General features: G+C 47.9%; 15 protein-coding genes, 3 tRNA genes, 6 rRNA genes and 1 pseudogene. 17 read left to right on the forward strand and 8 right to left on the reverse strand.

The genetic code is table 11. From position 1 onward, the window contains the following. Positions 1 to 116: 116 nt before the first annotated feature. The 9 genes from KW548_02625 to KW548_02665 all read left to right on the forward strand — a co-directional run bounded on the left by KW548_02625 (position 117) and on the right by KW548_02665 (position 10,798). Positions 117 to 1,668, forward strand: a 16S ribosomal RNA gene (locus KW548_02625). 326 nt (positions 1,669 to 1,994) lie between these two features. Further along, positions 1,995 to 4,884 (forward strand): 23S ribosomal RNA (locus KW548_02630). 105 nt (positions 4,885 to 4,989) lie between these two features. Continuing rightward, a 5S ribosomal RNA gene (gene rrf, locus KW548_02635) occupies positions 4,990 to 5,105 on the forward strand. 333 nt (positions 5,106 to 5,438) lie between these two features. Continuing rightward, positions 5,439 to 6,990, forward strand: a 16S ribosomal RNA gene (locus tag KW548_02640). A gap of 67 nt (positions 6,991 to 7,057) precedes the next feature. Beyond that, positions 7,058 to 7,134 (forward strand) — tRNA-Ile (locus KW548_02645). Positions 7,135 to 7,177: 43 nt separating this feature from the next. Continuing rightward, positions 7,178 to 7,253: transfer RNA gene (locus KW548_02650), tRNA-Ala, on the forward strand. 326 nt (positions 7,254 to 7,579) lie between these two features. Further along, positions 7,580 to 10,468 (forward strand): 23S ribosomal RNA (locus KW548_02655). Positions 10,469 to 10,573: 105 nt separating this feature from the next. Further along, positions 10,574 to 10,689 (forward strand): 5S ribosomal RNA (rrf, locus tag KW548_02660). The 16S, 23S and 5S rRNA genes sit together here with 3 tRNA genes alongside, the layout of an rRNA operon. Before the next feature lie 32 nt (positions 10,690 to 10,721). Then, positions 10,722 to 10,798 (forward strand) — tRNA-Asp (locus KW548_02665). 511 nt (positions 10,799 to 11,309) lie between these two features. On the opposite strand, the gene KW548_02670 is transcribed toward KW548_02665, so the two are convergent. Genes KW548_02670 through hemC form a run of 4 tightly spaced genes read right to left on the reverse strand, consistent with a single transcriptional unit; the run spans position 11,310 to position 15,380 of the window. Then, the gene (locus KW548_02670) at positions 11,310 to 12,488 is read right to left on the reverse strand and encodes a heme biosynthesis protein HemY (protein ID QXX07012.1); all 1,179 of its coding nucleotides are present in this window, start codon (positions 12,486 to 12,488) and stop codon (positions 11,310 to 11,312) included. Next, positions 12,488 to 13,693, reverse strand: coding sequence for a uroporphyrinogen-III C-methyltransferase (locus KW548_02675; protein ID QXX07013.1), 1,206 nt, complete (start codon positions 13,691 to 13,693; stop codon positions 12,488 to 12,490). Before KW548_02675 ends, KW548_02670 begins: the two co-directional genes overlap by 1 nt. Before the next feature lie 15 nt (positions 13,694 to 13,708). Next, positions 13,709 to 14,437, reverse strand: a complete 729-nt coding sequence (locus tag KW548_02680; GenBank protein ID QXX07014.1) for a uroporphyrinogen-III synthase — start codon at positions 14,435 to 14,437, stop codon at positions 13,709 to 13,711. A gap of 4 nt (positions 14,438 to 14,441) precedes the next feature. Beyond that, positions 14,442 to 15,380 (reverse strand): hydroxymethylbilane synthase, encoded by a 939-nt coding sequence (gene hemC / locus KW548_02685; protein QXX07015.1) that lies wholly within the window; start codon positions 15,378 to 15,380, stop codon positions 14,442 to 14,444. Positions 15,381 to 15,714: 334 nt separating this feature from the next. On the opposite strand from hemC, the gene KW548_02690 reads away from it, so the two are divergent. Beyond that, on the forward strand, positions 15,715 to 18,243 hold the full coding sequence (locus KW548_02690; protein QXX07016.1) for a class I adenylate cyclase: 2,529 nt from the start codon (positions 15,715 to 15,717) through the stop codon (positions 18,241 to 18,243). Positions 18,244 to 18,305: 62 nt separating this feature from the next. Here KW548_02690 and cyaY read toward each other — a convergent pair whose 3' ends face one another. After that, positions 18,306 to 18,620: an iron donor protein CyaY gene (gene cyaY / locus KW548_02695; GenBank protein QXX07017.1), complete on the reverse strand. Its 315-nt coding sequence runs from the start codon at positions 18,618 to 18,620 to the stop codon at positions 18,306 to 18,308. Here cyaY and KW548_02700 point away from each other — a divergent pair. The 6 genes and pseudogenes from KW548_02700 to yigB all read left to right on the forward strand — a co-directional run bounded on the left by KW548_02700 (position 18,600) and on the right by yigB (position 23,300). Next, a pseudogene (locus tag KW548_02700) lies at positions 18,600 to 18,817 on the forward strand (lipoprotein). The gene cyaY and the pseudogene KW548_02700 sit on opposite strands and share 21 nt — an antisense overlap. Positions 18,818 to 18,840: 23 nt before the next feature. Beyond that, complete coding sequence (gene lysA, locus KW548_02705) at positions 18,841 to 20,094, forward strand: diaminopimelate decarboxylase (protein ID QXX07018.1); 1,254 nt, start codon at positions 18,841 to 18,843, stop codon at positions 20,092 to 20,094. Positions 20,095 to 20,104: 10 nt separating this feature from the next. After that, positions 20,105 to 20,935, forward strand: a complete 831-nt coding sequence (gene dapF, locus KW548_02710; GenBank protein ID QXX07019.1) for a diaminopimelate epimerase — start codon at positions 20,105 to 20,107, stop codon at positions 20,933 to 20,935. A 25-nt stretch (positions 20,936 to 20,960) separates the two neighbouring features. After that, entirely contained in the window at positions 20,961 to 21,665 is a 705-nt protein-coding gene (locus tag KW548_02715; protein ID QXX07020.1) for a DUF484 family protein, read from the forward strand. Beyond that, positions 21,637 to 22,566, forward strand: a complete 930-nt coding sequence (gene xerC / locus KW548_02720; protein ID QXX07021.1) for a tyrosine recombinase XerC — start codon at positions 21,637 to 21,639, stop codon at positions 22,564 to 22,566. Before KW548_02715 ends, xerC begins: the two co-directional genes overlap by 29 nt. Beyond that, positions 22,566 to 23,300 carry a 5-amino-6-(5-phospho-D-ribitylamino)uracil phosphatase YigB gene (gene yigB / locus KW548_02725; protein QXX07022.1) on the forward strand — a complete coding sequence of 245 codons (735 nt, stop codon included), beginning with the start codon at positions 22,566 to 22,568 and terminating at the stop codon, positions 23,298 to 23,300. The genes xerC and yigB overlap by 1 nt, the downstream gene beginning before the upstream one ends. 203 nt (positions 23,301 to 23,503) lie before the next feature. On the opposite strand, the gene KW548_02730 is transcribed toward yigB, so the two are convergent. Both KW548_02730 and KW548_02735 read right to left on the reverse strand, forming a co-directional pair. After that, complete coding sequence (locus KW548_02730; GenBank protein QXX07023.1) at positions 23,504 to 24,103, reverse strand: DTW domain-containing protein; 600 nt, start codon at positions 24,101 to 24,103, stop codon at positions 23,504 to 23,506. Position 24,104: 1 nt separating this feature from the next. Continuing rightward, positions 24,105 to 25,625: a hypothetical protein gene (locus KW548_02735; GenBank protein ID QXX07024.1), complete on the reverse strand. Its 1,521-nt coding sequence runs from the start codon at positions 25,623 to 25,625 to the stop codon at positions 24,105 to 24,107. Positions 25,626 to 25,663: 38 nt separating this feature from the next. Here KW548_02735 and KW548_02740 point away from each other — a divergent pair, with 38 nt between their 5' ends. Beyond that, a complete protein-coding gene (locus tag KW548_02740; protein QXX07025.1) occupies positions 25,664 to 26,134 on the forward strand; it encodes an EVE domain-containing protein in 471 nt (156 codons plus the stop codon). Between the two features lie 24 nt (positions 26,135 to 26,158). Here the strand turns inward: KW548_02740 and KW548_02745 are convergent, their stop codons facing one another. Then, positions 26,159 to 26,986 carry a Cof-type HAD-IIB family hydrolase gene (locus tag KW548_02745; protein ID QXX07026.1) on the reverse strand — a complete coding sequence of 276 codons (828 nt, stop codon included), beginning with the start codon at positions 26,984 to 26,986 and terminating at the stop codon, positions 26,159 to 26,161. Between the last annotated feature and the right edge of the window lie 13 nt (positions 26,987 to 26,999).

Raw genomic sequence — 26,999 nt, forward strand, 5'->3', positions numbered from 1 at the left:
GGTATCAAATTAGGTTTCAATGATACGAAGTGACCATTGAATCTTCGGATTCAGCACAGTCAATTCAAACATTACTTTATGTAATGTTCAGTATTCATTGAGCCGAACAAAATCTTAAATTGAAGAGTTTGATCATGGCTCAGATTGAACGCTGGCGGCAGGCCTAACACATGCAAGTCGAGCGGAAACGAGTTATCAAAGCCTTCGGGTGGAGATAACGGCGTCGAGCGGCGGACGGGTGAGTAATGCCTGGGAAATTGCCCTGATGTGGGGGATAACCATTGGAAACGATGGCTAATACCGCATAATAGCTTCGGCTCAAAGAGGGGGACCTTCGGGCCTCTCGCGTCAGGATATGCCCAGGTGGGATTAGCTAGTTGGTGAGGTAATGGCTCACCAAGGCGACGATCCCTAGCTGGTCTGAGAGGATGATCAGCCACACTGGAACTGAGACACGGTCCAGACTCCTACGGGAGGCAGCAGTGGGGAATATTGCACAATGGGCGCAAGCCTGATGCAGCCATGCCGCGTGTATGAAGAAGGCCTTCGGGTTGTAAAGTACTTTCAGCAGTGAGGAAGGTGGTGTCGTTAATAGCGGCATCATTTGACGTTAGCTGCAGAAGAAGCACCGGCTAACTCCGTGCCAGCAGCCGCGGTAATACGGAGGGTGCGAGCGTTAATCGGAATTACTGGGCGTAAAGCGCATGCAGGTGGTTTGTTAAGTCAGATGTGAAAGCCCGGGGCTCAACCTCGGAATTGCATTTGAAACTGGCAGACTAGAGTACTGTAGAGGGGGTAGAATTTCAGGTGTAGCGGTGAAATGCGTAGAGATCTGAAGGAATACCGGTGGCGAAGGCGGCCCCCTGGACAGATACTGACACTCAGATGCGAAAGCGTGGGGAGCAAACAGGATTAGATACCCTGGTAGTCCACGCCGTAAACGATGTCTACTTGGAGGTTGTGGCCTTGAGCCGTGGCTTTCGGAGCTAACGCGTTAAGTAGACCGCCTGGGGAGTACGGTCGCAAGATTAAAACTCAAATGAATTGACGGGGGCCCGCACAAGCGGTGGAGCATGTGGTTTAATTCGATGCAACGCGAAGAACCTTACCTACTCTTGACATCCTCAGAAGAGACTGGAGACAGTCTTGTGCCTTCGGGAACTGAGAGACAGGTGCTGCATGGCTGTCGTCAGCTCGTGTTGTGAAATGTTGGGTTAAGTCCCGCAACGAGCGCAACCCTTATCCTTGTTTGCCAGCGAGTAATGTCGGGAACTCCAGGGAGACTGCCGGTGATAAACCGGAGGAAGGTGGGGACGACGTCAAGTCATCATGGCCCTTACGAGTAGGGCTACACACGTGCTACAATGGCGCATACAGAGGGCGGCCAACTTGCGAAAGTGAGCGAATCCCAAAAAGTGCGTCGTAGTCCGGATTGGAGTCTGCAACTCGACTCCATGAAGTCGGAATCGCTAGTAATCGTGGATCAGAATGCCACGGTGAATACGTTCCCGGGCCTTGTACACACCGCCCGTCACACCATGGGAGTGGGCTGCAAAAGAAGTGGGTAGTTTAACCTTCGGGGGGACGCTCACCACTTTGTGGTTCATGACTGGGGTGAAGTCGTAACAAGGTAGCGCTAGGGGAACCTGGCGCTGGATCACCTCCTTATACGATGATTACTCACGATGAGTGTCCACACAGATTGATGGTTTTGAAGCGTAAGCTTCGAGCTATGATTGCTCTTTAACAATTTGGAAAGCTGACGAATAACAACAATCCCCATCTCTATGAGATGCGTTGTTATTCATTGAAAAGTTCTCAAATCCTAACTTTCTCTAAATAAAGAGAGATTTAGGTACCAACACACATTCAAGTGTTCTTGGAAACATCCTTGTGATGTTTATATTTGAGTCCGGAAAAATCGAGTCTGCATCATGTTTAAATAATTGCAGACAACTTTGGTTGTTTGACTGTAAGACCCTTTGGGGTTGTATGGTTAAGTGACTAAGCGTACACGGTGGATGCCTTGGCAGTCAGAGGCGATGAAGGACGTATTAACTTGCGATAAGCCCAGATTAGGCAGTAAAAGCCACTTGAGTCTGGGATTTCCGAATGGGGGAAACCCACCTGCATAAGCAGGTATCATTATCTGAATACATAGGGTAATGAAGCGAACCGGGGGAACTGAAACATCTAAGTACCCCGAGGAAAAGAAATCAACCGAGATTCCGAAAGTAGCGGCGAGCGAAATTGGATTAGCCCTTAAGCCTTTAATGCGTCAGGTGAAAGTTCTGGAAAGGTCTGCGATACAGGGTGATAGCCCCGTAACCGGCAGCGCATTTTAGGTGAAATCGAGTAGGGCGGGACACGTGATATCCTGTCTGAATATGGGGGACCATCCTCCAAGGCTAAATACTACTGACTGACCGATAGTGAACCAGTACCGTGAGGGAAAGGCGAAAAGAACCCCTGTGAGGGGAGTGAAATAGAACCTGAAACCGTGTACGTACAAGCAGTAGGAGCACCCTCGTGGTGTGACTGCGTACCTTTTGTATAATGGGTCAGCGACTTATATTCAGTAGCAAGGTTAACCATCTAGGGGAGCCGTAGAGAAATCGAGTCTTAACTGGGCGTCGAGTTGCTGGATATAGACCCGAAACCAGGTGATCTAGCCATGGGCAGGTTGAAGGTTGAGTAACATCAACTGGAGGACCGAACCGACTAATGTTGAAAAATTAGCGGATGACTTGTGGCTAGGGGTGAAAGGCCAATCAAACCTGGAGATAGCTGGTTCTCCCCGAAATCTATTTAGGTAGAGCCTCGGACGAATACTACTGGGGGTAGAGCACTGTTAAGGCTAGGGGGTCATCCCGACTTACCAACCCTTTGCAAACTCCGAATACCAGTAAGTACTATCCGGGAGACACACGGCGGGTGCTAACGTCCGTCGTGGAGAGGGAAACAACCCAGACCGCCAGCTAAGGTCCCAAATTACAGCTAAGTGGGAAACGATGTGGGAAGGCTTAGACAGCTAGGATGTTGGCTTAGAAGCAGCCATCATTTAAAGAAAGCGTAATAGCTCACTAGTCGAGTCGGCCTGCGCGGAAGATGTAACGGGGCTAAGCTGTAAACCGAAGCTGCGGCAATGCATTTTATGTATTGGGTAGGGGAGCGTTCTGTAAGCCGTTGAAGGTGAGTTGTAAAGCTTGCTGGAGGTATCAGAAGTGCGAATGCTGACATGAGTAACGATAAAGGGGGTGAAAAACCTCCTCGCCGGAAGACCAAGGGTTCCTGTCCAACGTTAATCGGGGCAGGGTAAGTCGACCCCTAAGGCGAGGCCGAAAGGCGTAGTCGATGGGAAACGGGTTAATATTCCCGTACTTCTTACAATTGCGATGGGGGGACGGAGAAGGCTAGGTGGGCCTGGCGACGGTTGTCCAGGTTCAAGTGCGTAGGCTTGAGAGTTAGGTAAATCCGGCTCTCTCTAAGGCTGAGACACGATGTCGAGCACCTACGGGTGTGAAGTCATTGATGCCATGCTTCCAGGAAAAGCCTCTAAGCTTCAGATTGTAAGGAATCGTACCCCAAACCGACACAGGTGGTCGGGTAGAGAATACCAAGGCGCTTGAGAGAACTCGGGTGAAGGAACTAGGCAAAATGGTACCGTAACTTCGGGAGAAGGTACGCTCTTGACGGTGAAGTCCCTTGCGGATGGAGCTATTGAGAGTCGCAGATACCAGGTGGCTGCAACTGTTTATTAAAAACACAGCACTGTGCAAAATCGTAAGATGACGTATACGGTGTGACGCCTGCCCGGTGCCGGAAGGTTAATTGATGGGGTTAGACGTAAGTCGAAGCTCTTGATCGAAGCCCCGGTAAACGGCGGCCGTAACTATAACGGTCCTAAGGTAGCGAAATTCCTTGTCGGGTAAGTTCCGACCTGCACGAATGGCGTAATGATGGCCACGCTGTCTCCACCCGAGACTCAGTGAAATTGAAATCGCTGTGAAGATGCAGTGTACCCGCGGCTAGACGGAAAGACCCCGTGAACCTTTACTACAGCTTGGCACTGAACATTGACCCTACATGTGTAGGATAGGTGGGAGGCTTTGAACCCGGTACGCCAGTATCGGTGGAGCCGTCCTTGAAATACCACCCTTGTAGTGTTGATGTTCTAACTTAGACCCGTTATCCGGGTTGAGGACAGTGCCTGGTGGGTAGTTTGACTGGGGCGGTCTCCTCCCAAAGAGTAACGGAGGAGCACGAAGGTGGGCTAATCACGGTTGGACATCGTGAGGTTAGTGCAATGGCATAAGCCCGCTTGACTGCGAGAATGACAATTCGAGCAGGTGCGAAAGCAGGTCATAGTGATCCGGTGGTTCTGAATGGAAGGGCCATCGCTCAACGGATAAAAAGGTACTCCGGGGATAACAGGCTGATACCGCCCAAGAGTTCATATCGACGGCGGTGTTTGGCACCTCGATGTCGGCTCATCACATCCTGGGGCTGAAGTCGGTCCCAAGGGTATGGCTGTTCGCCATTTAAAGTGGTACGCGAGCTGGGTTTAGAACGTCGTGAGACAGTTCGGTCCCTATCTGCCGTGGGCGTTGGAAGATTGAAGGGGGCTGCTCCTAGTACGAGAGGACCGGAGTGGACGAACCTCTGGTGTTCGGGTTGTCATGCCAATGGCATTGCCCGGTAGCTAAGTTCGGAATCGATAACCGCTGAAAGCATCTAAGCGGGAAGCGAGCCCTGAGATGAGTCTTCCCTGACCCCTTGAGGGTCCTAAAGGGTTGTTCGAGACTAGAACGTTGATAGGCAGGGTGTGTAAGCGTTGTGAGGCGTTGAGCTAACCTGTACTAATTGCCCGTGAGGCTTAACCATACAACACCCAAAGGGTTTTGATGGACTCAAAGCAAGAACAGATTGAATGTGTAGAGAACACGCTCTTAGTATAAGAGAAAACAGCTTTCCGAATTAAAGAATTTGCTTGGCGACCATAGCGTTGTGGACCCACCTGATTCCATGCCGAACTCAGAAGTGAAACGCAATAGCGCCGATGGTAGTGTGGGGCTTCCCCATGTGAGAGTAGGACATCGCCAGGCTTTAATTTCGACTTTGCTTATTTACTAAGCAAGTCACCATAAGATTCTAAAAAAGTTTAGAGTTTTATGTTGACTTAAACAGTCAGTCGCGTAATATACGCGTCCTGCTTAGGTGCTAAGGCACTGAAAGCACAGCTCTTTAACAATATAAACCTATCAATCTGTGTGGGCACTCGTTGATGATAATCCAATTAGATACCTCGGTATCAAATTAGGTTTCAATGATACGAAGTGACCATTGAATCTTCGGATTCAGCACAGTCAATTCAAACATTACTTATGCTATTTACTTAGCAAAGCAATGTTCAGTATTCATTGAGCCGACAAAATCTTAAATTGAAGAGTTTGATCATGGCTCAGATTGAACGCTGGCGGCAGGCCTAACACATGCAAGTCGAGCGGAAACGAGTTATCAAAGCCTTCGGGTGGAGATAACGGCGTCGAGCGGCGGACGGGTGAGTAATGCCTGGGAAATTGCCCTGATGTGGGGGATAACCATTGGAAACGATGGCTAATACCGCATAATAGCTTCGGCTCAAAGAGGGGGACCTTCGGGCCTCTCGCGTCAGGATATGCCCAGGTGGGATTAGCTAGTTGGTGAGGTAATGGCTCACCAAGGCGACGATCCCTAGCTGGTCTGAGAGGATGATCAGCCACACTGGAACTGAGACACGGTCCAGACTCCTACGGGAGGCAGCAGTGGGGAATATTGCACAATGGGCGCAAGCCTGATGCAGCCATGCCGCGTGTATGAAGAAGGCCTTCGGGTTGTAAAGTACTTTCAGCAGTGAGGAAGGTGGTGTCGTTAATAGCGGCATCATTTGACGTTAGCTGCAGAAGAAGCACCGGCTAACTCCGTGCCAGCAGCCGCGGTAATACGGAGGGTGCGAGCGTTAATCGGAATTACTGGGCGTAAAGCGCATGCAGGTGGTTTGTTAAGTCAGATGTGAAAGCCCGGGGCTCAACCTCGGAATTGCATTTGAAACTGGCAGACTAGAGTACTGTAGAGGGGGTAGAATTTCAGGTGTAGCGGTGAAATGCGTAGAGATCTGAAGGAATACCGGTGGCGAAGGCGGCCCCCTGGACAGATACTGACACTCAGATGCGAAAGCGTGGGGAGCAAACAGGATTAGATACCCTGGTAGTCCACGCCGTAAACGATGTCTACTTGGAGGTTGTGGCCTTGAGCCGTGGCTTTCGGAGCTAACGCGTTAAGTAGACCGCCTGGGGAGTACGGTCGCAAGATTAAAACTCAAATGAATTGACGGGGGCCCGCACAAGCGGTGGAGCATGTGGTTTAATTCGATGCAACGCGAAGAACCTTACCTACTCTTGACATCCTCAGAAGAGACTGGAGACAGTCTTGTGCCTTCGGGAACTGAGAGACAGGTGCTGCATGGCTGTCGTCAGCTCGTGTTGTGAAATGTTGGGTTAAGTCCCGCAACGAGCGCAACCCTTATCCTTGTTTGCCAGCGAGTAATGTCGGGAACTCCAGGGAGACTGCCGGTGATAAACCGGAGGAAGGTGGGGACGACGTCAAGTCATCATGGCCCTTACGAGTAGGGCTACACACGTGCTACAATGGCGCATACAGAGGGCGGCCAACTTGCGAAAGTGAGCGAATCCCAAAAAGTGCGTCGTAGTCCGGATTGGAGTCTGCAACTCGACTCCATGAAGTCGGAATCGCTAGTAATCGTGGATCAGAATGCCACGGTGAATACGTTCCCGGGCCTTGTACACACCGCCCGTCACACCATGGGAGTGGGCTGCAAAAGAAGTGGGTAGTTTAACCTTCGGGGGGACGCTCACCACTTTGTGGTTCATGACTGGGGTGAAGTCGTAACAAGGTAGCGCTAGGGGAACCTGGCGCTGGATCACCTCCTTATACGATGATTACTCACGATGAGTGTCCACACAGATTGATACGTTTATACACGTTAAGAGACGATACTGGGTCTGTAGCTCAGGTGGTTAGAGCGTTCGCCTGATAAGCGAGAGGTCGGTGGTTCAAGTCCACTCAGACCCACCAATCTTCCTCCCAGAAGAATTGGCACACAGTATCAACACCTGATGGGGCTATAGCTCAGCTGGGAGAGCGCCTGCCTTGCACGCAGGAGGTCAGCAGTTCGATCCTGCTTAGCTCCACCATCTTTAAGCGCATTTGCGTAAGTGTTCTTAAAAATGGTTTTCATCAGCTATTTATTAGCAAAGAAAGCTAGCTCTTTAACAATTTGGAAAGCTGACGAATAACAACAATCCCCATCTCTATGAGATGCGTTGTTATTCATTTAAAAGTTCTCAAATCCTAACTTTCTCTAAATAAAGAGAGATTTAGGTACCAACACACATTCAAGTGTTCTTGGAAACATCCTTGTGATGTTTATATTTGAGTCCGGCAAAATCGAGTCTGCATCATGTTTAAATAATTGCAGACAACTTTGGTTGTTTGACTGTAAGACCCTTTGGGGTTGTATGGTTAAGTGACTAAGCGTACACGGTGGATGCCTTGGCAGTCAGAGGCGATGAAGGACGTATTAACTTGCGATAAGCCCAGATTAGGCAGTAAAAGCCATTTGAGTCTGGGATTTCCGAATGGGGAAACCCACCTGCATAAGCAGGTATCATTATCTGAATACATAGGGTAATGAGGCGAACCGGGGGAACTGAAACATCTAAGTACCCCGAGGAAAAGAAATCAACCGAGATTCCGAAAGTAGCGGCGAGCGAAATTGGATTAGCCCTTAAGCCTTTAATGCGTCAGGTGAAAGTTCTGGAAAGGTCTGCGATACAGGGTGATAGCCCCGTAACCGGCAGCGCATTTTAGGTGAAATCGAGTAGGGCGGGACACGTGATATCCTGTCTGAATATGGGGGACCATCCTCCAAGGCTAAATACTACTGACTGACCGATAGTGAACCAGTACCGTGAGGGAAAGGCGAAAAGAACCCCTGTGAGGGGAGTGAAATAGAACCTGAAACCGTGTACGTACAAGCAGTAGGAGCACCCTCGTGGTGTGACTGCGTACCTTTTGTATAATGGGTCAGCGACTTATATTCAGTAGCAAGGTTAACCATCTAGGGGAGCCGTAGAGAAATCGAGTCTTAACTGGGCGTCGAGTTGCTGGATATAGACCCGAAACCAGGTGATCTAGCCATGGGCAGGTTGAAGGTTGAGTAACATCAACTGGAGGACCGAACCGACTAATGTTGAAAAATTAGCGGATGACTTGTGGCTAGGGGTGAAAGGCCAATCAAACCTGGAGATAGCTGGTTCTCCCCGAAATCTATTTAGGTAGAGCCTCGGACGAATACTACTGGGGGTAGAGCACTGTTAAGGCTAGGGGGTCATCCCGACTTACCAACCCTTTGCAAACTCCGAATACCAGTAAGTACTATCCGGGAGACACACGGCGGGTGCTAACGTCCGTCGTGGAGAGGGAAACAACCCAGACCGCCAGCTAAGGTCCCAAATTACAGCTAAGTGGGAAACGATGTGGGAAGGCTTAGACAGCTAGGATGTTGGCTTAGAAGCAGCCATCATTTAAAGAAAGCGTAATAGCTCACTAGTCGAGTCGGCCTGCGCGGAAGATGTAACGGGGCTAAGCTGTAAACCGAAGCTGCGGCAATGCATTTTATGTATTGGGTAGGGGAGCGTTCTGTAAGCCGTTGAAGGTGAGTTGTAAAGCTTGCTGGAGGTATCAGAAGTGCGAATGCTGACATGAGTAACGATAAAGGGGGTGAAAAACCCCCTCGCCGGAAGACCAAGGGTTCCTGTCCAACGTTAATCGGGGCAGGGTAAGTCGACCCCTAAGGCGAGGCCGAAAGGCGTAGTCGATGGGAAACGGGTTAATATTCCCGTACTTCTTACAATTGCGATGGGGGGACGGAGAAGGCTAGGTGGGCCTGGCGACGGTTGTCCAGGTTCAAGTGCGTAGGCTTGAGAGTTAGGTAAATCCGGCTCTCTCTAAGGCTGAGACACGATGTCGAGCATCTACGGATGTGAAGTCATTGATGCCATGCTTCCAGGAAAAGCCTCTAAGCTTCAGATTGTAAGGAATCGTACCCCAAACCGACACAGGTGGTCGGGTAGAGAATACCAAGGCGCTTGAGAGAACTCGGGTGAAGGAACTAGGCAAAATGGTACCGTAACTTCGGGAGAAGGTACGCTCTTGACGGTGAAGTCCCTCGCGGATGGAGCTATTGAGAGTCGCAGATACCAGGTGGCTGCAACTGTTTATTAAAAACACAGCACTGTGCAAAATCGTAAGATGACGTATACGGTGTGACGCCTGCCCGGTGCCGGAAGGTTAATTGATGGGGTTAGACGTAAGTCGAAGCTCTTGATCGAAGCCCCGGTAAACGGCGGCCGTAACTATAACGGTCCTAAGGTAGCGAAATTCCTTGTCGGGTAAGTTCCGACCTGCACGAATGGCGTAATGATGGCCACGCTGTCTCCACCCGAGACTCAGTGAAATTGAAATCGCTGTGAAGATGCAGTGTACCCGCGGCTAGACGGAAAGACCCCGTGAACCTTTACTACAGCTTGGCACTGAACATTGACCCTACATGTGTAGGATAGGTGGGAGGCTTTGAACCCGGTACGCCAGTATCGGTGGAGCCGTCCTTGAAATACCACCCTTGTAGTGTTGATGTTCTAACTTAGACCCGTTATCCGGGTTGAGGACAGTACCTGGTGGGTAGTTTGACTGGGGCGGTCTCCTCCCAAAGAGTAACGGAGGAGCACGAAGGTGGGCTAATCACGGTTGGACATCGTGAGGTTAGTGCAATGGCATAAGCCCGCTTGACTGCGAGAATGACAATTCGAGCAGGTGCGAAAGCAGGTCATAGTGATCCGGTGGTTCTGAATGGAAGGGCCATCGCTCAACGGATAAAAAGGTACTCCGGGGATAACAGGCTGATACCGCCCAAGAGTTCATATCGACGGCGGTGTTTGGCACCTCGATGTCGGCTCATCACATCCTGGGGCTGAAGTCGGTCCCAAGGGTATGGCTGTTCGCCATTTAAAGTGGTACGCGAGCTGGGTTTAGAACGTCGTGAGACAGTTCGGTCCCTATCTGCCGTGGGCGTTGGAAGATTGAAGGGGGCTGCTCCTAGTACGAGAGGACCGGAGTGGACGAACCTCTGGTGTTCGGGTTGTCATGCCAATGGCATTGCCCGGTAGCTAAGTTCGGAATCGATAACCGCTGAAAGCATCTAAGCGGGAAGCGAGCCCTGAGATGAGTCTTCCCTGACCCCTTGAGGGTCCTAAAGGGTTGTTCGAGACTAGAACGTTGATAGGCAGGGTGTGTAAGCGTTGTGAGGCGTTGAGCTAACCTGTACTAATTGCCCGTGAGGCTTAACCATACAACACCCAAAGGGTTTTGATGGACTCAAAGCAAGAACAGATTGAATGTGTAGAGAACACGCTCTTAGTATAAGAGAAAACAGCTTTCCGAATTAAAGAATTTGCTTGGCGACCATAGCGTTGTGGACCCACCTGATTCCATGCCGAACTCAGAAGTGAAACGCAATAGCGCCGATGGTAGTGTGGGGCTTCCCCATGTGAGAGTAGGACATCGCCAGGCTTTAAATTTAGACTCAAGAGTCTAACCAGTGCGGAGCGGTAGTTCAGTTGGTTAGAATACCGGCCTGTCACGCCGGGGGTCGCGGGTTCGAGTCCCGTCCGCTCCGCCATTTATTTCAGACCTCAGCAGCGATGCTGGGGTCTTTTTGTATCCGAGGGATTATTTTTGTCTGTGACCAACGAGTCCCGCAAAAGGTTTGCCCGTTGCCCACAACCCCGGCCGTCCGCCACTTATTCAGAAGAAAGCCCTAACAGCAATGTTAGGGCTTTTTCGTATCTGAGGGATTATTTTGGTCTACGACCAACGCGCTCGTTCGTGTGCGAGTCCAATTGAGCGCAAGCTCGGCCGCTTCGCCATTTACTCCAGACCTCAGCAGAAATACTGGGGTCTTAATTCTTATCGCTCTTTGGCTGACGAATACAGACCAATAAATCAAAGCAATCTTAAACTTATTGAAAGCCTAGGCATTGAAAGTTCTGATTGCTTGTTGTGTATGCAAGGATCTTAGTATTTAGGTGGTTAATGTCCTAAGAGACTGGTTCAATTGGTATTGTTTTTTATCGAGTAGAGAATAAAAAGCCGACCTAATGGTCGGCTTAGTTAGCAAAGATGAATGAAATTTACGCTTGAACCAAAGTAAGGGCTTTTTTTGATACCTCATGAGCCGCTTTAGTCATATTTTGTTTCTCAAGTGCATCAGCTAAATAGGCATAATCAGATACACTAGAACGCACTTGAAGTGCTTGCTCTAAATGCCGTTGAGCCTCAGACCAGTTTTCATTTCTTAGATGGAACTGCGCAAGAGCGCTGTGCGCTGGAGCATTATTGCCGTCTTTTCTTAGCATATCTTCTAGGAGCACAACGACAGGATGATAATCTGCTAGTTTTATATCAGGCAGTAATGCATAGAGGTTTGAATCTGGGTGCTTCTTGAGGTTCTCTTTGACCAATGTAAAAGCTTCACTGTCTGCTTTACGAGCGATAAGCTGCTTTGCAAAGCATTCAATCAAGTAAACATTGCTCCTTAGCTTGCGAGTAAGGCTGTTCCAGTGAGCTATCAGCCCTTCACTGCCTTTTTGCTCTGCAACTTCCTCTAGCAAGCCGCATTGCGCACGTTGGGTTAACTGAATCTGCTCCTCTTTAGTAATGATTTTACTTTTCACAAGTGAAGGTAAGGTATTCAGCAGGGGTTTCCACATCTTAAGTTCAATGTAGACATTTTTTAATAGATTAAGGACGACACGATTATTTGGATAGCTGGATTTGAGTTGAGTTAACGTCTCAAATGCTGCAGTGTAATTGGCTTCTTTTACTTGCTGTTTTGCTCTGGTGAGTTCAACTGCCAGCAGAGCGTTTTCTTGCTCAGATGCGAGTTTAAGATAGCGGTCACGCTTTTCATTGTCTCCCATTCCCTGTGCCGCTTCTGAAGCCACTAAATAGCACAGTAGAGGCATATCATGGTGATTTGCCCAGCGAGTGACTTTCTTTTCTGCCAGTTTGAAGTCCCCCTCAAGTAACTTGATGATGCCTTCATTGGTGAAGCGGCGAGAGCGGCGCATTTTTCGGATACCAAAATAGTTCCAGGTTGCTGAGCCCACATAAAGGGTTGTCTTGATCAGATACTCTAAGCTAAAAAGCGCTGCCAATAATGCAATGACCAATATGACAAACGTTGTAAAACTCATTTCAATGGTCGTATCTACAACCGAAATCAGGACATAGCCCTGCTGGCCTGCATATTTGGTACCGGCAAAAAGACCAGCACCTAGGGTGACGAATAGAAAAATTAATCTGAACATTATTTTTCCTCCGTAACCAAGGTGGTCACTTCATGTCGCAGACGATCATGTATAACGTCGGACAAAAGTTGCTCTGTGTCTAACTTTGCAGGGTACTCAACTTGTACATTTTGCTTACTTAGCATCTTTAGAGCGTTATTGAACTCAATAACCGCATTGGTGTGTTGGTCGAAGAATGAACTCGACCATTTTTCAGCAGTGGTTAACGCCGTTTGGTAAATATCTTGCTGCTCAACGTATACCGCCTTAATCGCTGTTTCCAGTTTGGCCTTCATGTTCTCTTTAAGGTAGAAATGTTGCTCTGGAGATAACAAAGGAGTGACATTGCCATCACGGGTGCGGAATGTGATGAAACTCTCAGAGAAGTCTTTAAGTGACGTCATCAGATTGTCTTTCCAATCATAGATGTCTTCAGAGACATGCTGAACTCTCCGCTCAGGCGAATCAGGAAGAATTGCATTGGCTAACGGAAGGCTGTCTACTTGCTGTTGCAGCGACGTTAATCTAAGAACCAGACCTTCTCGATCGATAATCGGTATGGATTTAAGTGCCGTGATGTCATGGGCCATGGTTCGACGCAAAGGTACCAAGCTAGGATCGCTCAACGCAGCGATACGTTGGTCGGCGCTTTCCATCAGTTTTGTGGCACTGACGGTATCATGCTCCAAAAATAGTTTTCGGCCTGCTAATTTCACTAGATAATCGGCTTCTGCCAATAGCCAGTCATTCGGGCGACGACCTTTTACGTCAGCAAGTGCAAGCTGAAGACCTTCAATGCTTTTTTGCTGCTGTGATAAAACAGTTTCTGTTTTGTGACTGATCTCAGTGGCTTTTGCTAATGTTTCCTGCTGAGTGGCGTTCAAATCCTGCTTAAAAGAAACGGTAGTTTGTTCCAGTTGCTTTTGCAGTTGCTCAATTTGAGATTGGTACTCAGCATTTTGTAGCGTTACCTGAAGTGTAAAACCACCACATAGTAATGAAACAACGATTGCAACCGCACCAAGTTTAATTCCGCGCTTAGCATTTTTTTCTTGTTGTCGGATGGTGTCTGGTGACGCTTTAGTTCCAGACTTTTTCTTGGAAGATGCAGAGGGAGATTCAGACGCATTGGAAATGTCGTTGGAAGACGCTTGAGTCTCAGCAGATGATGCTGCTTCTTGGTCTTTCTCAGGTTCAATGTAGTCGTTTTTATTGTTACTTGTCATTGCGATTGTCCTGTTTCACGTTGGCCGGAGAGTAGCCAGTAAATCCTTATTGGAAGCGCTTCCCGTGTTGGTTATATGAACAAAGCCTATTTGTTGCGCTTCATTTGCGATACGTGCACTCGGCACATAAAGTTGCAGTCCGAGTGCCCAGTTCAATTGCGCTTGTGTAAGCTGTGATACAAAATAACTCAGCTGACCTGAACTGGTGATGACTAACTGTTGGATATGTTTATCCTGCCAGAAAGGGACGAATAAATCTGAGTCAAAAGCAAGGTTTTGTCGTTTGTATACTTCAAGATAACTGACCTGAGCGCCTCGAGATTTGAGTGTCTCGTAGATTAGCTCTCGTCCACCGTTGCCTCGAAGGATAACGACCTTTTTACCTTTGACTCTTTTTAGTATGTCCAGTTTGAGCAAATGCTCGCTGTCACCGACGTCGGGGTAGTGTACTTTTTGCTGGCTGAGTTTGCTTAAAACATGTGCGGTTTTTTGACCGACGGCAATGTAGGTTGCTGTTTGAGGCCATTCTTTCTGAGATGTAAAGGCTTGTTGTGTGAGCGTGACCGCATGTTGGCTGACGGCAAGAATACAGTCGAACTGACAAAGCTGCGTGTCAATGCCGGAGAGATCTTTCCCCGGCAGGATTTCGATAAGAGGTTGATGAAGCGCGCAGATACCCGCGCTGTTGAGTTGTTGGCAGAGTGAGCGGCCTTGTTCACCTGGCCGAGTAACCAACACTGCCATAAAGTTACTCGTGAACCGCGTACAGTCTAGTCAAGATATCGCGTGCACCGTCATCCAGTAGTTGGTTGGCCAATGTCACCCCAAGTTTCTCAGCATCAGCGCGCGAGCCTTTGATTTCGCCGCGCACAATCTTGGAGCCGTCAGGTTCGCCGACAAGCGCACGCAACCAGATGTCATCACCATCGAGTAGGGAGTAGCTGCCAATAGGTACTTGGCAACCCCCTTCCAAGGTTAAATTCATTGCGCGCTCACACAGCACGCGATCAGCAGTATCTCTGTGGTTGAGTGGTTCAAGTAACTTGATAAGACGTTCATCATCTAGGCGGCATTCAATGCCAACTGCACCTTGCCCAACAGCGGGTAGAGATTGTTCTGGCTCGATAAAGCTGCGAATTCGCGCTTCTAGATTCAGGCGTTTCAAACCTGCTGCTGCAAGAATGATGGCATCATATTCGCCAGCATCGAGTTTACCCAAACGTGTACCTACATTACCGCGTAGTTCCTTGATGACCAGATCTGGACGGTATTCCTTAATCTGACACTGACGGCGCAGACTGCAAGTGCCGACAACTGCACCTTGTGGTAGTTCGTCAATGTTAGCGAAGGTATTGGAAACGAAAGCATCTCGTGGGTCTTCACGCTCACAAATCGTAACTAACCCTAGCCCTTCGGGAAAATCAACCGGTACATCTTTCATTGAGTGAACGGCTAAATCTGCACGTCCTTCCAGCATGGCGACTTCGAGCTCTTTTACGAACAAACCTTTGCCACCTACTTTGGCTAATGGAGTGTCGAGAATGACGTCGCCTTTCGTCACCATAGTCACAAGTTCAACTTCCAAACCAGGGTGCGCTGCTTGAAGAGCATCTCGTACATAATAGGCTTGCCAAAGAGCAAGAGGGCTTTTGCGTGTAGCAATTCGAATTGGAGTCGATTGAGTCATGATGGTCTTTGAAAAACAGTTTTGATGGGCTAATCCTACCATTCTCTTGGAAAAAGTCTTACTGCTAGATCGTCTCGATAAATATCAGACGTCCGACTAGCAGAAAATATTCAAAATAGTGTGATGTTCATCTCGTTTGTAAAATGGGCTATTATTACAAAAGGCGGATACGTACCACACTATGTCGCGAGCATATTGATTAACAAAACAATGTCGATTCGATCGTACATTTCTTTACCAATCGAAATAAAAATGTTAGATTGATCACGTTTTGTTAGTGCTTTAGAACAATTTGTCGTCAAGGCACAGTTAGGAATCAAACAAGGAATCACCCTTGCAGGCTTATATAAAGACGCTTATCCAGAGACTTGATAACCTAAACCAGCAGCGTATTGAGCGCGCGCTGGCTCTTATGGATATGCAAAGTCAGCGTGTTTTCCATCTGATTCCTACTCTTCTGCACTTCAATCACCCAGCCATCCCCGGTTATTACGATTCTCAAGTCCCCTACGGTGTATACGGTCTCGAATTCAATGAAGTGCAGAAGCAGTTTATTGAGGATACTGAGCTTACGATTGGGCAATCGCTGCGCACCAGTGTAGAGTCGGCCATCCTTGGTTTGTATACTATGGGGAGCACCTCTTCGATTGGGCAGAGTAGTTCGAGCGATCTCGATATCTGGGTGTGTGTATCACCGTCGATGAGTTGTGAAGAAAGAGAATGCCTAACCAATAAATGCCTGCTGATCACCGACTGGGCTCAGACACAGGGTGTTGAGGCAAATTTCTTCCTGATGGATGAGGAGCGCTTTCGCACCAATCGCTCTGAAGAAATGACAGGTGACAACTGTGGTTCATCCCAGCACCTTTTGCTACTGGATGAATTTTATCGTTCTGCTGTTCGTCTTGCCGGTCAACGTTTGCTATGGCAAATCGTACCACCTGAAATGGAAGAGTGTTACGACGAATACGTTCGAGATCTGTGTCGCCAAGGTTGCATAGATTGCTCGCAATGGATTGATTTTGGTCAACTGAACCGTATTCCAGCCGAAGAATATTTTGGCTCAAATCTATGGCAGTTGTACAAGAGCATTGACTCACCTTATAAGTCGGTGCTGAAAGCGATTCTGCTTGAAGCGTATTCGTGGGAGTATCCGAACACTCAACTCCTCAGTATTGATACCAAGCGTCGCTTTTTTGCCCATGAACCTGACCTTTACGGGATGGATGCATACTACTTGATGCTTGAAAAGGTGACGCGCTATCTTGTACGCATTGGTGATCACTCGCGTCTTGACCTTGTCCGTCGCTGCTTTTATCTAAAAACGCATGAGAAGTTATCTCGTGAGCCTGACATGGGTTCCGTTGCTTGGCGCCGTGAAGCCATGAGTGACATGATCCAGAAATGGCATTGGGAGCATTCAGTGCTTGTTGAGCTGGATGACCGCCGTAACTGGAAGGTTGAACAAGTGAAAGTAGTTCACCATGCCTTACTTGATGCACTTATGCTGAGCTACCGGAATCTGATTCAATTTGCTCGACGTAACGACATCACTTCTGCGATCAGTCCACAAGACATTAGTATTTTAGCGCGTAAGCTTTATGCTGCGTTTGAGGTTTTACCTGGTAAGGTAACTTTGCTTAACCCGCAAATTTCACCAGATTTACATGAATCCGACTTGAGCTTTATTGAAGTGAGGCCGGGTCGTACAAATCAAGCGGGTTGGTACCTCTATAAGCAACCTCTTCAGCCAGAACGTCTTCTTGGTCAGCCATTCTTAGAACATAATGAATACCTCAGTAAGTTGGTCGCTTGGTCATTTTTCAATGGTCTAATTACAGAGTCGACGCGTCTGCACTCGGTAGTTCGTGATGCTCACTTGGATATTGATAAGTTTTATCAGATGGTCAGCGATTTACGGAATACCTTTTCATTGCGTAAGCGTCGCCCAACCATGCAGGCATTGGCGAGTCCTTGTGAAATCAGCCAGCTGGCAATGTTCATCAACTTTGAAAATGATCCTACTGCGGCATTGAGTGGGCGTTCGCTGAAAGTTGACCTTAAAACGACAGATATTTTTAGCTTCGGCTCAAAACAAACCTGTCTGGTTGGTAGTGTCGATCTGGTGTATCGGAATTCTTGGCATGAAGTGCGCACGCTGCATTTTAAAGGTGAAACTGCCATGTTGGACGCGTTAAAGACCATTATGGGTAAGATGCACCAAGACGCGCTACCACCAGAATCCGTCGATGTGTTCTGCTATAGCAAGAATCTGCGTGGTGTGATGCGCAACATGGTTTATCAACTGCTCGCTGAATGCATTGATTTGCGCCTTAAGCCGATTGAACAAGAGAAGCGTCGCCGTTTTAAAGCGCTGCGTATTGCTCAGCAAACCTATGGCTTATTCTTTGAACGTCGTGGTGTATCTGTACAGATGTTGGAGAATTCGGTCGATTTTTATCGCAGTATTTCGACCAGTAAGCTGAAAGGCTCGCCTTTGTTAATGTTGGACAAAGAACAAGACTACCAACTACCAGAAATTGTCGATAGCTTTGCCAGTGAGGGTTTGATTCAGTTCTTTTTTGAAGACTCTGCACAAGGTTTCAATATTTATGTGTTGGATGAGGCGAATCGTGTTGAGGTATATCATCAATTCAGTGGCATGAAAGATGAGATGATTGCCAGCGTGAACAGTTTCTACACGTCCGTCAAAGATGATAACGAATTGTCGACTCAGTTTATTAACTTCAATTTGCCGCAATACTATCAAATCGTTCACCCAGTAGAAGGTGATTCTTATATTGTGCCATATCGAAATGATGGCTCGAACTATTCCAAGCCAAGTCGGGCCGTAAATGCGTAAATCGAATCGATGAATAAAGAGCACTCACTGTGCTCTTTTTTGTGTCTGGCCTATACAGGTCACTACACCCATTCAATCTCTTCCTCTGAATGTTTTTCGCATTCTTGTTTTACCATCGCAATCAGCTCTAAGCCCGTTTTTGAGCAGGTCCACTGACCTTCTACCATTGCGAAGTGGAAGCCACCAGATTTAGATGCCAGCCAGATTTCTTTCATTGGTTCCTGGCGATTAATAATGATTTGGCTGCGGTCTTCAAACTCTAGGGTCATGACATTACCAGAAGTTTCATAATCAATGTCCGCACCTGAATCATCAATCATTTCTTCGATAATTTGCATTTGAGCATCTGCCAACTGATGAAATTCAGTCTCGTTCATCTTGTAATCCTATTGCTTTTCCTGAGTGTGGTGCGATTATAGGGGGCATTGAAAGATTAATCACGATACAACCCATGAAAAAATCACTCATCGCTCTGTTTCTTTTATCTGTTCTTGGTCTGACTGGATGTGGTCAGACTGGTCCTCTTTACATGCCTGAAGATGCATCTCAGAACGAGCAGCCTTCACAACAATAAATAATGACATAAGGGATAGCACTTTGGATTACTTCAACTATCAGGATGATGGCCAACTTTGGGCCGAAGATGTTCCATTAACTGACTTAGCAGAGCAATTTGGAACACCACTTTACGTATATTCTCGCGCAACATTTGAGCGTCATTGGCATGCTTTTGACAAATCCGTTGGTAAGCACCCGCACCTCGTGTGTTATGCGGTTAAAGCCAACTCGAACTTAGGTGTACTTAATACACTCGCTCGTCTTGGTTCAGGTTTTGATATTGTTTCTGGTGGTGAGCTGGAACGTGTGATTGCAGCGGGCGGTGAAGCAAGCAAAGTGGTCTTCTCTGGTGTCGGCAAAACGGCGCCTGAAATGAAACGTGCACTTGAACTGGGTATCAAGTGTTTCAATGTAGAGTCTGAGCCAGAGCTAGAACGCCTTAACAAGGTCGCGGGTGAGCTGGGCGTTAAAGCGCCGATCTCATTGCGTATCAACCCTGATGTAGATGCTAATACGCACCCTTACATTTCTACGGGGCTTCGTGACAACAAGTTTGGTATTGCCTTTGACCGTGCGCCTGAGGTGTACCAGTTCGCGCAAAGCCTTGAAAACTTAACGATCAAAGGTATCGACTGTCACATTGGCTCTCAATTAACGGATATCGAACCGTTTATTGATGCTACTGACCGTTTGCTGGCACTTATTGATGATTTAAAAGCACAAGGCATCAATATTGAGCATCTTGATGTGGGTGGGGGACTGGGTGTGATCTATCGTGATGAGCTGCCACCAGAGCCTTCTGAATATGCCAAAGCACTGTTAGGTCGACTGGAAAACCATCAAAATCTGGAGCTGATTTTCGAACCAGGCCGTGCAATTGCAGCCAACGCAGGTGTACTGCTGACGAAGGTTGAGTTTCTAAAACATACAGAACATAAAAACTTCGCCATTATCGATGCCGCGATGAATGACTTGATGCGACCGGCTTTGTATCAGGCATGGCAAGACATTGTTCCTGTTAACCCACGTGAAGGTGAATCAGTGACATACGATCTGGTTGGCCCAATTTGTGAGACGGGAGATTTCCTTGGTAAAGACCGCGCTCTGGTGTTGCAGGAAAATGACCTACTTGCTGTTCGCTCAGCAGGTGCGTATGGCTTTGTGATGTCATCCAATTACAACACACGTACTCGTGTTGCTGAAGTGATGGTTGATGGCAATAAAGTTCATCTAGTACGTCAGCGAGAAGAGCTGTCGAGCCTATGGGCCCTAGAAAATATTCTTCCGGAGTAATTGGCGTCTTATGCATTTCCACTTTTCTAAAATGCATGGTTTGGGTAATGACTTCATGGTCGTTGACTGCATTACTCAGAACATTTTCTTTTCTCCTGATTTGATCCGCCGTCTGGCGGATCGTCATACAGGAGTCGGCTTTGACCAGCTGTTAGTGGTTGAAGCACCTTATGATCCAGAAACCGACTTTCACTACCGTATCTTTAATGCTGATGGTAGTGAAGTGGAGCAGTGTGGTAACGGTGCACGTTGTTTTGCTCGTTTTGTGCGTATGAAAGGCCTGACTAATAAGTACAGCTTCAGTGTCAGTACAAAGAAAGGCAAAATGGTCCTCAATATCGAGGAAGACGATCAGGTGACGGTTAACATGGGTGTGCCAGAATTTGAGCCAAGCAAGATTCCATTCAAAGCTAAGCAGACCGAAAAGACCTATATCTTGCGTACTGATGATAAGACGTTGTTCTGTGGTGCGGTAAGTATGGGGAATCCTCATGTTGTCACCGTGGTTGATGATACCAATACCGCTGATGTCGATACTTTAGGCCCGCTACTCGAATCTCACGAGCGTTTTCCTGAGAGAGTAAATGCTGGCTTTATGCAGGTATTAAGCCGCAGCGAAGTGAATCTTAGAGTGTATGAACGTGGTGCTGGTGAAACTCAGGCATGTGGTAGTGGGGCTTGTGGCGCGGTTGCAGTAGGTATTGTTCAGGAACTACTGGACGAGAAGGTGAAAGTCAACCTGCCAGGTGGTTCGCTAAAAATCAGCTGGCAAGGACAAGGAAAGCCCCTTTATATGACGGGCCCTGCCACTCATGTGTTCGATGGTCAGCTAAGCTGTTAAGAAGAGAAAAAATAAAGGAACTAACGTGTCGCAGATTGAAGCTGATGCGCTGACAGCTGAGGTTGTCGCGGAATACTTGCGTGACAACCCAGATTTTTTTAGCACCCGAAGTGATTTAGTCGATCGCCTTGCCTTGCCTCATCAAGAGCAGGGTGCGGTGTCACTGGTCCATGTTCAAATGACCAGACAACGTCAGCGTATTGAAGAGCTAGAAGAAGAGATAACCACTCTGATGTCGCTGGCGAAAAACAATGATCGTACTTTTCATGAGTTTATGAGTTTACAGGAGCATATCCTGACTTGTGATGCCTTGTTGCCAGCGGTTAAAGCTGTTGAAGAGATGGCTAAATCTCTCGGGTTGATGGCGTATGTGCGTTTGCTCGATAGTGAGTCAGCGTATTACTCGCTCGATAAAGACAATTACCAGCGTTTTGCTACTAATCATCTCAATGGTAAGAGTGCTTACTTAGGGCGGATGCGTAAGGCGGATAGAGAACTGCTGTTTGGTGGTACAACGCGCGCCCCTGAGATGGGATCTTACGTGGTGTTGCCACTGAATAAGAAGTCATTACAAGGTATTCTGGCCTTTTCCAGTAGCGATGGAGGGCACTTTCAGCCGCATATGGACACCTTATTCCTGCGACACCTCGCTCTGGTGCTTTCTCACCTGGTAGAAACTCTTCCTTGGCAAAGTGACGACCATGAACGAATCAGTAATACCTCTGCCTAACGGACTTAAAAGCCCTCTCAATCGCTTCTATGAGTATTTGAGAAGTGAGAAAGGGCTTAGTCTGCATACTCAACGTAATTACAAGCAGCAACTGGAAACCATGGCTCAACATTTGGTGACTATGGGGTTGAAAGACTGGTCTCAGGTTGATGCGGCTTGGGTTCGTCAACTGGCGAGTAAAGGTATGCGCGATGGCATGAAAGCCAGTAGTCTTGCTACTCGATTGTCCGCATTACGGAGTTTCTTTGATTTCTTAATCCTGCGAGGAGAATTAACAGCAAATCCTGCCAAGGGTGTGTCTGCTCCAAGGAAGAAAAGGCCCTTACCGAAGAATCTCGATGTGGATGAAGTCGGTCAGTTACTCGAGGTCAACGAAGATGACCCGTTAGCCATACGCGATAGAGCGATGATGGAACTGATGTATGGCGCAGGTTTACGACTGGCTGAGATGGTCAGTGTCGATACACGCGATGTCAGTCTATCCTCTGGGGAGATACGTGTAGTAGGTAAAGGTGACAAAGAGCGTAAAGTGCCTTTTTCTGGTATGGCAGAAGAGTGGGTTGCCAAATGGCTCAAAGTACGAGGTTCACTAGCCAATGCGGATGAGTCTGCGTTGTTTGTGTCTAAGCTGGGGGTGCGGATTTCACACCGTAATGTGCAAAAGCGCATGGCTGAATGGGGACAAAAGCAGTCTGTTGCCAGTCATATCAGTCCACATAAACTGCGTCACTCGTTTGCCACTCACATGCTGGAGTCGAGCAACAATCTCAGAGCCGTTCAAGAGCTGCTGGGTCATGAAAACATCTCAACCACTCAGATCTATACACACTTGGACTTTCAGCATCTTGCCGATGTTTACGACCAGGCTCATCCCAGAGCCAAAAAGAAAGAGAGTGATTGATGTATTTTTATCGCCAATTACCTGTCATTGAAGCGATGACGTTTGATCTTGATGATACCTTGTATGACAACCGTCCTGTGATTCTTAGGGTGGAGGCGCAGGTGGTTGCTTGGCTGCATAAACACCACCCGATTTCTGCGAGCAAACCACTAAGCTGGTGGCATGAGTTAAAAATGGAATTGGTGGTTGCTGACCCCTGGCTGCATAATGATATGACGTTGTGGCGCCATACTCAGATAGAGCAAGGCCTTTATCGACTCGGCTATGAGCAAGCAGAGGCCAAATGTGCCGCTGATCAGGCCATTCAGGAAGTACTGCGGCTACGCAGTGATTTTACTGTACCTGAACAAACGCATCAGGTTATGCAGAGGCTTGCTAAGCAAATGCCTTTAGTGGCGATTACCAATGGCAATGTGGATGCCGAGCGTATCGGTTTGGCTAAGTATTTTTCCTTAATTCTTCAATCAGGGCCGGATGGCTATGCTAAACCACACCCACAGATGTTCAACAAAGCCATCAATCATCTTCAATGCTCGGCGCAGAACATCTTACACGTTGGTGATCATTTGATTAGTGATGTTAAAGGTGCCAAAAATAGTGGCTTGTCGGCGTGTTGGTTCAACGATCAAGGTTCTAGCTTAATCCAGCATCGAAGAGCTCGGACATTGCCCGACATTGAAGTCTCCTGTTTACAGGAATTATTGCTACTGTGTGAGAACTCCGGTTCGCTTTGAGCCGTGCACGATGGATGGCTATATGTCCCAACTAGGATACGGAGCCGAAACAGCGCCCAATCATCTTGCAGTGAGTCAAATTTTACCAAGTGCACCAGGGGAAAATGGTTGCGCAGTGTGTTCACAACCTAGCGGCGTGTGAGATTACGGAAGAAGTAGGGGGCGACTATTTACAAGGTGTCTATCTCAGGGTATCAAAACGGCTATTTTAGCGCGTGCCCGCTTTTATCCGCCTGAAATGCTTTCATGTAGTGACTGAGAAACTGCCGTAAATGCTCTGCTTGTGGTTCTTGGCCTAAAGAACCTATGATTTCTGCACCCACCTCTAGTGTGCATAAATGGCCCTTATCTTGATTACGCCTCAGCTGATAGTTGGATGTAGAAGCTGGAGCTAAGTGCACTTTGGGAAGTGCCTGCAGCCAAGGGCTTTTACGCAGCATTTTCCTCGCTTCTTGCCAAGTCCCATCAAGAATAATGAATAAAGGCTTATGTGCTTTCTGCTCTGTGTGCCGAGTAATCTGGTTGATGGGTAGGCTATCTTGACCAGGAAACAGCAGCAGCGGTTGATAACCCTCATGGTTGATTAGTCGAGCCAGTTCGGAGCAGGGCTGTTTGCGTTGCCAGATATGTTGACTGCTAGGATGGACCGTTTTCAGTAGCCACTGCCCAGTGTTGGTTTCCCGCTGACACTCATTTTCGTGCATCAAGATAGCCAGATGTGCTGGCACATTGATGTGAGGTAAGTACTTACAAACACAGTTGTGATTTAGCAAACATTTTGGGCAGGGGCTTGAAGTCGACATCTTACAGCGTGACGCCTCCCTGATGAGGAGTCAGACCATCGGAAAACAGCTGAACTGGGCTGATTTCTTCGTAGTTTGCCACGGGCGCGACACTTGGATTGAGAGGGTAGTGTGTACCGTTAAATTGCAAAGTGTGCTGGTTGGGTACGGCGCCGCCACCGCTAACAAACATCACCAGATCGCGCCAATTTTGATGAGACTGCGTTCCTAAGTTTAAAGGCGTTTGAACCAAGGTAATCCGGCTATTGAATTGCCATTTCTGATCCACATTGTTGAAAATCAGCAAGGTGCAACCACCTGAGCCGCACCAGTCTAGCTGAGCCAGCAATTCTTTGTTGCCATCGCCATTAAGATCGTACGTCAACCAGCGATAACGTGTACCAGTGGGATCCTGCTTCTCTTCCTTGAAGTAATCACGCAGAGCTTGATCAACTCGTGGGTTAAACTCCGCACTTGACGGGACTTTGTTGCTGTCTGCCACGGTTTGTTGGGAAGAAAGAGTATTACCCGTTTTGTAAAGCGTGAGTCCGCCGTCCGTAATGTCGTAGACAACGTTACCCACTTTCTCCTTATTTGTGATCAGTCGGTTATCCGCTTGGGTGTAGATACGCTCTGAGTTAAGTCTTTGCCCCTGTAAGTGAGTACCTACAATTTGAACTTGATTGCGATTCAATTGTTGCCAGAACCCTTTTTCAACCGTATCCGAACCACCATTCTGATAGCGGTAAGTGGTGTTGGCGGTGTGGTCTGGGTTTATTGCCAGAGAAACGCTAAAGGGAGCATTCTTGCTTGTTTGAGCCTGATAAGTCGCCGCCCAGCGTTGGGTCGTGTCTTGGTTTGATAACGTCGCACAGCCACGATAGGTTTTATCGCCGATTGTGAGGGTTGAGCTCCAGCCGTAAAGACTATCACTCATACCATCACTGCAACTACGCAGGTTAAGCTCTAGTTGGCCTTGGCTGAATGTGTAGCGGCGGCGATCCGCTTCAATCTTTGTTGTGGTCAGCTTTAGTTGTTGTGTTTCTTGGCCCATCTGGCTGAATTGTAGGGCCTTGTCTGCAAATTGAACTGACCAGAATGGCTCGTTACCAAAGGCTGTCGTAGGCTGAACAGTTTGTGCGCAACGTTGGGTGTTTTCTGCTGTCAGTAGGTTAATCTTGTCGACTACGAAGCGAGCAGCATAATCAGCGGCGAATCCTTCTTTACCCACAGGTTTAAGATGGCCAATCACCTCGCCGTACAGTGGTGCATAAGGAGAACGTACCAGCTTCATCCCTTGCTGGAATCTATCTTCAGGCAGATCCAACCAATATTGTTGCTGGCTACCACACGGCACAATAGAGCGTACTTCATGACCAAGGATGACTTTACCGCGCATGACAAAAGTTTGAGGTTTGATCGAGGAAGGGTCACTCAGCGTTGCTTGGGGGCTGTGCGCTTGCTCCGGTCCGGATTGAAAACCGGCACAGGCCTGAAGGGCCAGTAAGGTCGTCACTGTTACTGGGTTTCTTAACGCCTTCATGCTATATCTTCCTCATACTTAATTATTCGGACGTCATTATGGCATATTGGTTATTCAAAACAGAACCGGACACTTTCTCTATTGACACACTTCGCACACAAAATACTTCCTGCTGGGAAGGGGTGCGTAATTATCAGGCGCGCAATATGATGCGAGATCAGGTCAAAGAAGGTGATTTGGTGCTGATTTACCACTCTTCATGCAAGAAGGTTGGAGTCGCTGGTATTGCGAAAGTAACCAAAGAGGCTTACCCCGATCATTTCGCCTTTGACCCTGAAAGTGACTATTTTGACCCGAAGTCTACGCCGGATAACTCACGCTGGGTGATGGTGGATATTGAGTTTGTCAGAAAGACGGAAAGGCTGATCCCTCTTTCAGTTATGAAAGCGATGCCTGAGCTGGAAAACATGCCTTTGGTGAAGCGTGGCAATCGCCTGTCAATTATGCCGGTGAGTGAGCAGGAATGGCAGGCGATACTGGATAAAGAGAAATTACCGTCGCAAAGGTAATGCGTCTCTCTTAAAGAGTGAAGATTAGAACAAGTGAGTATGTAGGTAGTGTGCCACCGCATCGTCGGCGTTACTGCCTATCACTTCATTATCTGGCAAGGCTTGTTTCACTTTGATATGCGAAGTTTCCATCACCAAGCCTTTGCCTGCCATGGACAACATTTCAACATCATTCATCCCATCACCAAAAGCAACACAGTTTTCCATTGTGAGATTGAGAGACTCAGCCACAACTTTAAGCGCTTCTCCTTTCGATACTTCTGCCGCCATTACTTCCAGACACCAAGGAGTTGAGAACGCCACATTGAGCTGGTCACCAAACTTGTCATTAAGTTGTTGCTCAAACTTCACCAGATGGTCGTGATCTTTAGCTGGATGGGTAAAGAAGATTTTCGCTATTCCATTGGTTGGCGCCACATCGGCATCAAAGCGCTGATAGGCGAAACCAGATTCACTGTGGAATTTCGCGAGCATGTCGTCGTCTCTGTCTAGGAGCCAACTATCATTCTGATACATATGGATAAAAATATCAGGATCTTGTCTGATCACATCGATCACGGGTTGAACCAGATTTTGCGGTACATTGTTGCTGTACATCAGGTTGTCGTCTTGATCGTGAACACGGGCACCGTTTGAGGTGATCATATAAGCCGGGATGCCCGCGAGTTGACGAATACCGGAGACATCGACATGGTGACGACCGGTAGCAAAGATAAAAGTGTAGCCCTTTTGGTGTAGTTCGCTCAGCGTTTGCTTAGAGAAGTCACTCAGCTGGTGGTTAGGTGCCAGTAAAGTGCCATCGAGATCAGAAGCTACCAGTTGGAAAGGAGTCTCTTTGCGTGTGTGTGTCATATCACCCTCGTGC

The sequence above is a fragment of the Vibrio neptunius genome (assembly GCA_019339365.1).
Lineage (GTDB): Bacteria > Pseudomonadota > Gammaproteobacteria > Enterobacterales > Vibrionaceae > Vibrio > Vibrio neptunius.

Excerpts from the sequence above, each read along its gene's own strand:
- KW548_02670 (QXX07012.1), bottom strand. The coding sequence starts at position 12,488 with ATGTTCAGATTAATTTTTCTATTCGTCACCCTAGGTGCTGGTCTTTTT.
- KW548_02675 (QXX07013.1), bottom strand. The coding sequence starts at position 13,693 with ATGACAAGTAACAATAAAAACGACTACATTGAACCTGAGAAAGACCAA.
- KW548_02680 (QXX07014.1), bottom strand. The coding sequence starts at position 14,437 with ATGGCAGTGTTGGTTACTCGGCCAGGTGAACAAGGCCGCTCACTCTGC.
- hemC (QXX07015.1), bottom strand. The coding sequence starts at position 15,380 with ATGACTCAATCGACTCCAATTCGAATTGCTACACGCAAAAGCCCTCTT.
- cyaY (QXX07017.1), bottom strand. The coding sequence starts at position 18,620 with ATGAACGAGACTGAATTTCATCAGTTGGCAGATGCTCAAATGCAAATT.
- dapF (QXX07019.1), top strand. The coding sequence starts at position 20,105 with ATGCATTTCCACTTTTCTAAAATGCATGGTTTGGGTAATGACTTCATG.
- xerC (QXX07021.1), top strand. The coding sequence starts at position 21,637 with ATGAACGAATCAGTAATACCTCTGCCTAACGGACTTAAAAGCCCTCTC.
- yigB (QXX07022.1), top strand. The coding sequence starts at position 22,566 with ATGTATTTTTATCGCCAATTACCTGTCATTGAAGCGATGACGTTTGAT.
- KW548_02730 (QXX07023.1), bottom strand. The coding sequence starts at position 24,103 with ATGTCGACTTCAAGCCCCTGCCCAAAATGTTTGCTAAATCACAACTGT.
- KW548_02735 (QXX07024.1), bottom strand. The coding sequence starts at position 25,625 with ATGAAGGCGTTAAGAAACCCAGTAACAGTGACGACCTTACTGGCCCTT.
- KW548_02740 (QXX07025.1), top strand. The coding sequence starts at position 25,664 with ATGGCATATTGGTTATTCAAAACAGAACCGGACACTTTCTCTATTGAC.
- KW548_02745 (QXX07026.1), bottom strand. The coding sequence starts at position 26,986 with ATGACACACACACGCAAAGAGACTCCTTTCCAACTGGTAGCTTCTGAT.